12 protein-coding genes and 1 pseudogene are annotated in these 9,609 nt (G+C 67.4%); 3 read left to right on the forward strand and 10 right to left on the reverse strand.

Translation table 11 applies throughout. From position 1 onward, the window contains the following. The 5 genes and pseudogenes from IJH84_RS07390 to mftA all read right to left on the reverse strand — a co-directional run. Positions 1–773, reverse strand: a pseudogene (locus IJH84_RS07390) (mycofactocin system FadH/OYE family oxidoreductase 2); the annotation flags it as partial. Further along, on the reverse strand, positions 770–2,731 hold the full coding sequence (locus IJH84_RS07395) for a mycofactocin system FadH/OYE family oxidoreductase 1 (protein WP_295141901.1): 1,962 nt from the start codon (positions 2,729–2,731) through the stop codon (positions 770–772). The gene IJH84_RS07395 and the pseudogene IJH84_RS07390, both read right to left, overlap by 4 nt. Before the next feature lie 151 nt (positions 2,732–2,882). Further along, complete coding sequence (gene mftC, locus IJH84_RS07400; protein ID WP_295141904.1) at positions 2,883–4,088, reverse strand: mycofactocin radical SAM maturase; 1,206 nt, start codon at positions 4,086–4,088, stop codon at positions 2,883–2,885. A 32-nt stretch (positions 4,089–4,120) separates the two neighbouring features. Beyond that, the gene (mftB, locus tag IJH84_RS07405) at positions 4,121–4,426 is read right to left on the reverse strand and encodes a mycofactocin biosynthesis chaperone MftB (RefSeq protein WP_200072267.1); all 306 of its coding nucleotides are present in this window, start codon (positions 4,424–4,426) and stop codon (positions 4,121–4,123) included. After that, positions 4,404–4,502, reverse strand: a complete 99-nt coding sequence (mftA, locus tag IJH84_RS07410; protein WP_200072268.1) for a mycofactocin precursor MftA — start codon at positions 4,500–4,502, stop codon at positions 4,404–4,406. The genes mftB and mftA overlap by 23 nt, the downstream gene beginning before the upstream one ends. An 80-nt stretch (positions 4,503–4,582) precedes the next feature. On the opposite strand from mftA, the gene mftR reads away from it, so the two are divergent. Then, complete coding sequence (mftR, locus tag IJH84_RS07415; RefSeq protein ID WP_295141911.1) at positions 4,583–5,200, forward strand: mycofactocin system transcriptional regulator; 618 nt, start codon at positions 4,583–4,585, stop codon at positions 5,198–5,200. A 229-nt stretch (positions 5,201–5,429) separates the two neighbouring features. Here mftR and IJH84_RS07420 read toward each other — a convergent pair whose 3' ends face one another. Then, a complete protein-coding gene (locus IJH84_RS07420; RefSeq protein ID WP_295141914.1) occupies positions 5,430–5,753 on the reverse strand; it encodes a hypothetical protein in 324 nt (107 codons plus the stop codon). 190 nt (positions 5,754–5,943) lie between these two features. On the opposite strand from IJH84_RS07420, the gene IJH84_RS07425 reads away from it, so the two are divergent. Together IJH84_RS07425 and IJH84_RS07430 are read left to right on the forward strand one after the other, a co-directional pair. Next, positions 5,944–6,789: a helix-turn-helix transcriptional regulator gene (locus IJH84_RS07425; RefSeq protein WP_200072271.1), complete on the forward strand. Its 846-nt coding sequence runs from the start codon at positions 5,944–5,946 to the stop codon at positions 6,787–6,789. After that, a complete protein-coding gene (locus tag IJH84_RS07430) occupies positions 6,770–6,967 on the forward strand; it encodes a DUF397 domain-containing protein (protein ID WP_200072272.1) in 198 nt (65 codons plus the stop codon). The genes IJH84_RS07425 and IJH84_RS07430 overlap by 20 nt, the downstream gene beginning before the upstream one ends. An 87-nt stretch (positions 6,968–7,054) precedes the next feature. Here IJH84_RS07430 and IJH84_RS07435 read toward each other — a convergent pair whose 3' ends face one another. Genes IJH84_RS07435 through IJH84_RS07450 form a run of 4 tightly spaced genes read right to left on the reverse strand, consistent with a single transcriptional unit; the run spans position 7,055 to position 9,540 of the window. Next, entirely contained in the window at positions 7,055–7,642 is a 588-nt protein-coding gene (locus IJH84_RS07435; protein WP_200072273.1) for a suppressor of fused domain protein, read from the reverse strand. A gap of 12 nt (positions 7,643–7,654) precedes the next feature. After that, positions 7,655–8,842 carry a GH-E family nuclease gene (locus tag IJH84_RS07440; protein WP_295141920.1) on the reverse strand — a complete coding sequence of 396 codons (1,188 nt, stop codon included), beginning with the start codon at positions 8,840–8,842 and terminating at the stop codon, positions 7,655–7,657. After that, positions 8,839–9,180, reverse strand: a complete 342-nt coding sequence (locus IJH84_RS07445; protein WP_295141923.1) for a DUF6507 family protein — start codon at positions 9,178–9,180, stop codon at positions 8,839–8,841. Before IJH84_RS07445 ends, IJH84_RS07440 begins: the two co-directional genes overlap by 4 nt. Positions 9,181–9,234: 54 nt before the next feature. Continuing rightward, complete coding sequence (locus IJH84_RS07450; RefSeq protein WP_200068991.1) at positions 9,235–9,540, reverse strand: pore-forming ESAT-6 family protein; 306 nt, start codon at positions 9,538–9,540, stop codon at positions 9,235–9,237. Positions 9,541–9,609: the final 69 nt, after the last annotated feature.

Consider the following 9,609-nt stretch of genomic DNA (forward strand, 5'->3'; position numbering starts at 1 on the left):
GAAGTGTTCACGTAATCCACCGCGCCGGTGGACTCCACCATTCGCGCGACTTCTACCGCTTCGTCGATCGTGGTGCCGCCTTCGATCAGCTCGTCCCCGCACAGCCGCACACCGAGCGCCAGATCCGGTCCGATGGCCTCGCGCACCGCTGCGACCAGCCGCAGCAGCAACCGGGCGCGATTGCGCAGCGAACCTCCGTACTCGTCCTCGCGGACGTTCGCGGTGGGCGACAGGAACCCCCGCACGATCGAGGAATGCGAGCACTGCAACTCGACACCGTCGAACCCGCCGGCCCGGCAATGTCCGGCGACCAGCGCGTAACCCGCCACGATCTCGTCTATTTCGGCGTGGCTGACGGCTTTCGGCACTTCCCGGAACATCGGGTCGGGCACGGCCGACGGCGCCCACACCGGCAGCCGCGAGTACATGCTGGACGCCTGGCCGCCGTTGTGGTTGAGCTGCGCGAAGATCGGGGTGCCGTGCGCGTGCACCGCCTCGGTGATCTTGCGGTAGCCGTCCACCGCCTCCGGGTGGAACCCGTGGATCAGCTTCTCGTAGGGCCAATCCGTCGGGTGCGTCGAATGTTCTTCGGTGATGATCAACCCGGCTCCGCCGGCCGCGCGCTCCGCGTAGTACGCCGCGTGCTGATCGCTCGGCAATCCGTTGCGCGCGTAGTTGGTGAGGTGCGCGGAGAACACGATCCGATTGCGCACCGTCACCGGGCCGATCCGAAGGGGGGTGAACAGGTGCTTGTAGCGGCCGGATGCGCTCATGACGCCTCCACCAGAGCTCGGGGCCGCGCGAAGCTCAGCGCCGCACGCCGTCCTTCGAGGATCGCCTCGTGCGCGGTGCGCGGCGCGACGCGGTCCCCGGCAGTGCGGGCACGCTCCGGCGCGTCGCTGGAAACCGGAACCCGGTGACCACAGTGGATTACCGAACTCGCGGCGATGCTCCGGTTTTCTCCGGTGAACACGTCCTCGATGTCCGCCGCACCGCCCCGCACGGCACGCAGCAGGCTGCGCTTGGCCATCGTCACCCCCGCCCGTTGCAGTCGCGCGTTGGCGTCGGCCAGATCCCCGGTGAGCGCGAGTTGCGTTCCGATGACCTGGTCCTGACTGAGGATCGCCGTCTCGCGGCCGGTAGCGGCGAGCAATTCCGCAACGGCGACACCGGTCGCATCACCGACCGGGTCGAACACGGCCACCGGCCCGCCGGGAACGGCCCGATCCAGGTCGCCGTCCCGAACCGCCCGCAGCAAGTCCACGACGTCGACCACGACCGCGCCCTCGCCGACTTGATAAGGCCGCGGTCCGGGCGATGAACCTGTTGCGAGCACCAGGTTTTGCGCCTCCATGTCGGCTTCCTCGCCGGTCGTGATCTGGACGTCGAGACGCCGGACTTCACCGATGAGCCAGTCGATGAGTTTGCCGATCCGTTCCCGCGCGGGCAGAAATGCAGCCAGCGCGAGCATTCCGCCGAGCCGTTCGTTCCGCTCGACCAGGTGCACGGAATGCCCGCGCATCGCCAGGACTCGCGCCGCCTCGAGCCCCGCGGGCCCGCCGCCAGCGACGACGACCGGCTCACCGCCGCTACCGGGGGAGACGTCGGTATCGGTGGTCTCGTGCCCGCTGCGCGGTTCGCCGACGCAGCTGACCACCGGATTTCGGTTGTCCCGAACCCGGCACTTCTGGTTGGTCAACGCGCACGGCCGCACCCGTTCGCCCTGCCCGGCGCGGATTTTGCCGACCAGCCCCGGATCCGCGATCTGCGCCCGGGTCATCTCGACCAGATCGGCCGCACCTTCGTCCAGCGCGGCTTGTGCCTGCTCGGGCTCGACGACCGAGCCTTGCAGCACCACCGGAGCGGCTCCGGCTACGGCTTCGCGGATCGCCCCGCACAGCGCCAAGTTGAACCCCGGCGCGGTGTGCGAGTCAGGCGTTGTCGCCGACGCACCCATCGCGGACCCGCGCACGACTGCCAGATAATCGACCTGGGCAGCGAGCGAGGCCGCGAACTCCTTGCCCTGATCTTCGGTGATCCCGGCCCACGGCGCGAGCTCGTCGCAGGACAGCCGCAGTCCGAGCAGCATCCCGGAACCCATCCGCGACCGGACCTCGCCGATCACTTCGCGCAGCAGCAGCGCACGGTCTTGTCCGTAGGGGTCACCGCGCTGATTTGTCAGTCCGGAGAGGAACTGGCGCAACAGCGAGTACTGACCGGCGTTCACCTCCACGCCGTCCACTCCGGAATCTTCGGCCAGTTCAGCTGCGGCACCGAAGCCTCCGACGAGTGCGCGGATCTCCCGCATCTCCATCGCCATCGGAAGCTCACGGCTGGCCACGTCGGCCACTCTGGACGGCGCCCACAACGCCGACTGCGAAAACGCCGAGGAACCCTGCGATCCCGCATGTCCGAGCCCGGCCAGCACGAGCGTCCCATGTGGATGGCAAGCATCGGCGACCGCTGACCACCCGCGCACGCACTCAGCCGCGAGCGGAGCCCGCTCGTAAGGATGGTCCAACTCGTGCACCGACGCGATCTCGGTGACGACGACACCGGCGCCACCGGAAGCGCGCTCCCCGTAGTAGGCCGCGTGCGCACCGGATATCTCTCTGCCTTCGGCCAGGTTGGTCTCGTGCGGCCCGAACAGCACCCGGCTCGGCGCGGTCCGGCCGCCCAGCCCGATCGGTCCGGTCAGACCGGGCCCGGCACCGGGGTCGGACAGGTTCATGGTGGGAGCTTCCTGGTCACGCGACGCAGGTGCGCCGCAGGCGAAAACGGAGTTCTTGCAGAATGAGTTGTGCAGCGGTCGGGTAGCGGAACCGCAGTGGCTTCCTCGCTCCGGGATCGATTTCGGCACGTAACCCCTACGCGGCGAACCGCTACGGCCGGAACCCCGCGAGCGGACTCGTGTCGCAGGCCCGATCCGGAATCCCCTCGGGTTCCGGCGGGCCCCAGCCGATGCCGACCGGCACCGGCCCGCCCTTCTTCTCCCGCGGCCGGGTCCGGTGCGAGTGGTCCTTGTCCGGCTTCGGCACGCCCGCGCCGACCCCGGCCAGCGCCCGTTCACCGTTGCCCTTCACGCACTCCGGATCCGGCCCGTCCAACGGCAACCCGGTGAAGAACTTCGCCGCCATGCACCCGCCCTGGCAAGCGTCGTAGGCCGAGCAGGAGGTGCAGGAGCCACCGGTCTGCGGCTCCCGGAGCCGCTCGAAGAGTTCGGATTCCCGCCACACGGAGCCGAATCCGCCGTCGTCGCGCACGTTCCCGGCGAGGAATTCCGAGTGGATCGCGAACGGGCAGGCGTAGACATCGCCGATCGGGTCGATCAGGCACACCACGCGCCCCGCGCCGCACAGGTTCAACCCGGGCAGCGGCGTGGATCCGAGCGCGTTGAGGTGGAAGAACGAGTCCCCGGTGAGCACGCCTTCGCCGTGCGCCACCAGCCAGTCGTAGATCTGGCGCTGCTGTTCGGCGGTCGGGTGCAGCTCGTCCCACACGTCGGCGCCGCGTCCGGACGGCCGCAGCATGGTGAGCCGCAACTGCGCGTCGTAGGAGTCGGCGATCTCCTTGAACTGGTCGAGCTGGTCGATGTTCTCCCTGGTCAGCACCACACTGATCTTGAATCCGGAGAACCCCGCGGCACGCAGGTTGTCCATCGCGGCCAGCACGGTGTCGTACGATCCTTCGCCGCGCACCCGGTCGTTGACCTCAGCCGTCGCACCGTCCAGGGACAGCTGCACGTCGACGTAGTCGGTGTTCGCCAGCCACCGCGCCCGCTCCGGCCCGAGCCGCACGCCGTTGGTGGAGAACTTCACGCCGACCTGGTGGTCCACTGCGTACTCCACCAGTTCCCAGAAGTCCGATCGCACGGTCGGTTCGCCGCCACCGATGTTGACGTAGAAGACCTGCATCCGCTGCAGCTCGTCGATGACCGCTTTGCATTCCGCTGTGGACAGTTCGCGCGGATCGCGGCGCCCGGAGGCGGAAAGGCAGTGCACGCAGGACAGGTTGCACGCGTAGGTCAGCTCCCAGGTCAGGCAGATCGGGGAGTCCAGGCCGTGCTGGAAGTGCTCGACGAGTCGCATGGGTCTCCTTGCGTCCCGGCTGGTGGTGGGAGTCAGTCGCGCGGTGCGATGGTGCCCGCGCTGCACAACCCGGCTAGGGCTTCGAGGTACTTCGGGTGCTGCTCGGCGGGCACCTCCGCCGCCGCGAGCGCGGAGTGCACATCGGGCTTGCCGTCCAATTCCTGAACCACGGCAACGAGTTCGAGGGTCTTCAGGAACGACAACTTCCGGGTGCTGAAGTCGTAGACGAGCGCGCCGAACCGCTCCGGGCGCAGCGAGACGTTCGGGCTCAGCCGGTGCGGACGGCCGGGATCGAACCCGGCCGCCGCGCCGTGATCAGTAGACGCCGCACATGCCATCGATGGACACTTCCTCGACCAGCAAGTCGTCTTCGACGGTCTCCGGTGCGGGCTCGTCGGCCTGAGCTTCACTCATGGGATGCTCCTCGTTCGGTCACTGCGTTGTGACGGCGACCACGAACGATAACGACACCGAGTGTCAAAATGGAAGAGGTCATGTCCGAAGCAGCCCCGAAGCACCCGTCCGGAGCAACCCCGGGCCCGGGCCGGCGGCGCAGCACCAGCCCGCACGAGCTGGAACAGGTCGCGTTCGACCTGTTCGCAGGCGACGGTTTCGAGCACACCACGGTGGACCGGATCGCCCAGGCCGCGGGCATCGGGCGGCGCACCTTCTTCCGCTACTTCGACTCCAAGAACGACGTGGTCTGGGGCCGGTTCACCGAGCAGCTCGACCTGATGCGCCAGCGGTTCAGCGCCCGGCCCGCCGATGAGCCGCTGATGGATTCGGTGCGCGCCGTGGTCGTGGAGTTCAACCGGGTCGACGCCGCCGAGACCGAGCGGCACCGCAGGCGCCTGGAGCTGATCTTGCGGGTGCCTGCGCTGCAGGCCCACTCGACGCTGCGCTACGCGGAATGGCGCGCCGTGGTGGCGGAATTCGCCGCGCAGCGCCTCGGAATCGCCGAGTCGGCGCTGATTCCGCAGACCGTCGCCTACGCGGCGCTCGGTGCTGCGCTGGCTGCCTACGAGCGATGGTTGCAGGAACCCGGCATCGATCTGTGCTCCGTCCTCGACGACGCCTTGCGGCACTTGGCCGAGGGATTTTCCGCGGTGTGACGCCGGTCGGCAGGGCGCGCCGCAATGTCGGGGGTCCGGCGCGCCCTGCCCGCCTCCCTCGCGCAGCGCGCTGCGGAGAGGACAGCGGTGCAGCGAGCGGGAGGCGCCCCGGAATCGTGCGGTGGCGCGGAGGGAGAGTCCGCACGGTTCCGGGGAAGTTGCGAGAGCGGTCTGAGTGAGCCTGCCGTCGGTTCGGTCGAACCAGCCGCTCACTCGGTATTCGGGGCGGTCAGAAATGCGCCGCGGGCCAACGCGGTTCGGGCTCGGCCGCCGGTGGATCGGATAATGCGTGCCGCCCGGTCGGCTCGTCCGGCTCCTGCCCGCTGTGCAGGCTCACCCAGCACGCCGCGCACACCAGCGGTGACTGCGCCTCGTTGAGGGCCGCGAGTCGGCGGTGCACCTCTCCGCGGAGCCGATGCCCGCACAGCATCGTCGGCGCCGGGCCTTGCGCGTCCATTCCTGCCACGTGCCACAAGGATTCCTTCGTCGAGGCCATGAAATCCAGCACGCGTCCGGCACTGCGCACGTTCCTGGTTCTTTCCGCATCGCCCATCTCCGCCTCCATTCGCCCGCCGGCCGTCAGGAAAGCTGAAATCGCTGGACTGTCGGTCCGGTCGGTTATGCTCGCTGTCGGATCTGCTGATTGCGGAAACCTAGCAATGCGCGGGTTTTCTGAGAAGTCGCAGGCAATGGCCGCCCGTTCAGCCCTTGCACGCGCACCGAAGCCGTCGAAGGAGGTCAGGGTGTCGAAATTCGCAGGTTCCCAGGCTCGGGCGATCGGAGCTGAGATACGGCGCAGTCGAGATTCACTCGGCTGGACGCTGGATCGCCTCGCCAACGCGACGGACATTTCCCGTTCGACATTGTCGAGAATCGAGACGGGAGTCCGCAGACCGGAAGTGGACGAGGTCGCGTCCGTCCTGACCGCGCTGTCGGTCACCGGGCCCGCGAAGGATCGGCTGATCCGGCTGGCGGGGGATGTGTCGGGGACGTGGGTTGGCGTCGGCGATGCGGTAGCGCAGCAGCTGAGCGCGATCTCCGCCTACGAAGCGGAGGCGCAGTCGATCTACGAGTTCCAGGTGTCGGTGATGCCCGGCTTGTTGCAAACACCCGACTACACGCGCGGATTGATCAGCACCACGCCTCTCGGCTCGGCTGAGCGGGAGCGGGCGGTGTTCAACCGGGTCGGCCGCCAGTCGGTGCTGGCGCGCCCCGGACTGCGCTACAGCGCCTTCTTCGACGAAGCGGCACTGCGACGCCGGGTCAAGTCTCATGCCGGAACCATGGTCGAGCAGCTACGGGCCTTGATCACGGTAGGTGGGGAGGAGGGTCGGTCTGTCAGGGTCGTTCCGTTCTCCGCCGGTGCCTACTGGGGCTGCGAGAGTTCGTTCGTCTTCTACGGGCTCGGTGGTTGCCACGTCGTCTACCTCGAGAACCAGGGGAGCGGAGTGTTCATCGACGGCCAATCGGAGGATACTTATTGGAAAGTACTGGAAAATCTGGACAACGTCGCGCTGGACGCGGCAGAGTCGAAGGCACTGGTAACTGGTTACCTCGAGGAGTACGAGAATGAACTTCGAGTTTCGTAAGAGCAGCTACAGCGCTGGCGGCGGCGCCGGCACTTGCGTCGAAGTGGCCTCGAACGTCCCGGCGGTGCGTGCCGTGCGGGACAGCAAGGAACCGGAGGGTGCTTTCCTGGTTGTTAGTCGCGACCGGTTCGGATCTTTCTTGAAGTCGCTGAGGGGCGGCCAGTTCGACCGGGGATAGAAGAGATCGCCACGCGCTCGTGTGCCCCGGAGGTCTAACACCGGGGCACACGGGTATTAGCGGATGGCCAGCAAACGCACGTGAAAACTATTCGGCGACAGTGGAATCGCGGTCCAGGTTGAAGACGTCGATTTGATTTTGCACGAACAGGTCTTGCAGCGCGTCTGAGCCGTTCGCTGTCGCGTACTGCCTCTCACCCTCGGAAATCGGGACCGCCTGCAACCACGCCACGGTCTTTCCGGGAAAATGCATCGTCTCCAGTTCATCGGCCCAGAGGAATGGCGGGACGAACAAGATGTGCCGCATCGTGGCGGCGGGGTAGTACATCCCGACGACGTCGGGAAATATCGACCCGGGCGAGCAGAACCACTGATCGTTGATGATGAAGAAGGCGATGGTGCTGATGATGTTCGGGAAGTGCTCGTTGTCGGTGGCTCCCGCGCCGACGACCTCGACCCGTACCGGGTATTCGTTACCGTCGCGCACCAGCGGGTGGTCGGAGAGTCCGAGTGTGCTGCACGAGGTGACGCCTTCTGTGGGGCTGTCCGGGCATTCGAGGATGTCGACCGCGCTGCTGTCTTGGTCATCCCAAAAGCGAGTCACGCTCGGTTTCCCGCCGAACTCGGCGGCCGCGGCACGAGCGATCGCTCGGTTGTCCTCGGTGACGTCGCTCATCGACACTCCATGCTAGGGTCCGAAGTAGGAATCGGTGTGGTCTTCGCCTCGATGCCCGGAGTTGTGTTGAGGCTTCTCCGGGCGGTAGTGGTCCGGGTTGTTGTGCTCGTCGAGGAACTGCTTCCTAGTGATGCCACGTTCCTCAGCGCTTGACTGATGCTTGCGGAACTCGAACCCAGGCCGATGTCCCATATGCCAAGGCTCTTCTTTAGATATTACCTCATTGCTCGATGGATCACGCACTTGCCCGTCCGGAGCTGCCTTTTCCGCGTCATTCCACACCGTGTCTCGGACGTTCTTGCGGAATCCTGACGGCCGCTTGTATGTCCGCGCGGCTTTGGCGCCTTTGCCGGCGAGTTTGCTGCCGGTGGCGGCCCAGCCTCCGATGGGGATCATGGCGGCGGCGGAGAGGCCGGCGTTGAGGTGGTCGCCTTCGGCGGCGTACCAGGCGGCGTTGGCGCCGTCGGCGAGTTCGCCGATGCCGGGGATGAGGCCGCCGAGGTCGAGGGCGGTGTGGCCGATGTCGGCCAGGGGGTTGCTGGTGTCTTCGGTGCGTCCCCAGGGCAATCCTTGGTCGCTACCGGCAGCTGCGGTGAGTTGGTCGGCCGAGTAGCCGTACTCGCCCCCAGTGCGGTTCCCGTCGGCGTTGTCGGCGGTGTAGTGCCGGCCCCCGTAGAGGCCGGTGATGGCATTCGCGCAGCGGCGTTGGGCGGCCATCCAGTCCGCGACCGCTTGATTGACCGCGGACATCAACTGTGCGTCGCGGTCGGTGAGGTCGCCGTCGTCGGTCCAGTCCTTGTCGGGGACGATGCCGGTTTTGGCGGAGGCGGCCAGCTCTGAGGTCGACGGCTTCTGGTTCTCGTAGGAGTGGATATCGGCGACGAGCGCTTCGGCCTGCGCCTTTAAGTCCCGGAGGTGTTGCTGGAGGGGGCGGACTTCGTCGGCGTAGCGCTGCAACGCGCCCGCGACCTGCTCGACGTCGCGGCCGACGTTGCCGGCAGTCTCGGTGACCGGCCGGGTGGCCTGCAACAACTGTTCGGACTCCGGCGCCAGGTAGGCGGGCGCCAAGCCCTGCCAAGTGGAGTGCACATCGGCGCCGGTGTCGGCGAAACCCGTCCCGGCCGTGCGCAAACCGTTCGCATGGGCCGAGAGCGCGTCCATGTTGCCGGGGATCTGCGGGATCGCTCCCGGGTTGATCACCGCCGTCCTCCCGGCATGTGTGCACGCGGATCCGGTGCCGAGGCAACGCCGCGCTGGGCGTTGCGGACCATCTCGTGATCACCCTGCAGATACGCCCCGACCGCGGTCGAGGCGCCGCCGATGGCGGACTGGATGCGGGAGAACACGAACTGCATGTCCGGCCCACGTGCCTCGGCGAACCCGGCCAGGGCTTGCCCGATGATCCCGGACGACGCCTGCCCGGCCGCGCCCTCCATCTCCGAGCGCATCGCGGTCACGTGCCCGTCGAACTCCGAAGCGGTACTCGCGGTACGCGCCAGCACACCGCGCACCTGCTCCGGGTGAATGTCCCACTCCACGCCTGCAAACCCCCTACGACCAACCAACCCCGACACCGGCCGAACCAGAAGCGGTCAGCCGATGCCTTGCACCGCGGACCGCGCCCGCGACAGTGCGCTGTTGGCGGAGTCGTCGTTTTGGGCCATGGTCTGCTTGAGCAGGTTGATGATCTGGCGGACTTCGGTGGCGGCGGACTTCCAGCGTTGCTCGACGTGGTGGTAGTCGTCGGAGACGCCGTCGGCTTGGAAGTCGGCCATGGCTGCGGCCACGGCCTGGTCGCGTTGCGAGATCACCGATTCGAGCCGTCCGATGATGCCTTGGATGTCGCCCTGCACCGACTGCGAGATGCCGGTGTCGAAGCTGCGCCGGTCCATGCTCATGATGAATCCCCCCCGGGTTCAGCGGGCGCCGAAGCGGGCCGCGTCGAAGTTGGCCGAGCCTTGGTTGGC

It is taken from the genome of Saccharopolyspora sp. (assembly GCF_017434145.1).
Classification (GTDB): Bacteria; Actinomycetota; Actinomycetes; order Mycobacteriales; family Pseudonocardiaceae; genus Saccharopolyspora_C; species Saccharopolyspora_C galaxeae.

What these genes read in the sequence shown, in the direction of transcription:
- mftA (WP_200072268.1), bottom strand. Translation starts at nt 4,502, where the DNA reads ATGAGTGAAGCTCAGGCCGACGAGCCCGCACCGGAGACCGTCGAAGAC.
- mftB (WP_200072267.1), bottom strand. Translation starts at nt 4,426, where the DNA reads ATGGCATGTGCGGCGTCTACTGATCACGGCGCGGCGGCCGGGTTCGAT.
- IJH84_RS07420 (WP_295141914.1), bottom strand. Translation starts at nt 5,753, where the DNA reads ATGGGCGATGCGGAAAGAACCAGGAACGTGCGCAGTGCCGGACGCGTG.
- IJH84_RS07435 (WP_200072273.1), bottom strand. Translation starts at nt 7,642, where the DNA reads ATGAGCGACGTCACCGAGGACAACCGAGCGATCGCTCGTGCCGCGGCC.
- mftR (WP_295141911.1), top strand. Translation starts at nt 4,583, where the DNA reads ATGTCCGAAGCAGCCCCGAAGCACCCGTCCGGAGCAACCCCGGGCCCG.
- mftC (WP_295141904.1), bottom strand. Translation starts at nt 4,088, where the DNA reads ATGCGACTCGTCGAGCACTTCCAGCACGGCCTGGACTCCCCGATCTGC.
- IJH84_RS07450 (WP_200068991.1), bottom strand. Translation starts at nt 9,540, where the DNA reads ATGAGCATGGACCGGCGCAGCTTCGACACCGGCATCTCGCAGTCGGTG.
- IJH84_RS07430 (WP_200072272.1), top strand. Translation starts at nt 6,770, where the DNA reads ATGAACTTCGAGTTTCGTAAGAGCAGCTACAGCGCTGGCGGCGGCGCC.
- IJH84_RS07395 (WP_295141901.1), bottom strand. Translation starts at nt 2,731, where the DNA reads ATGAACCTGTCCGACCCCGGTGCCGGGCCCGGTCTGACCGGACCGATC.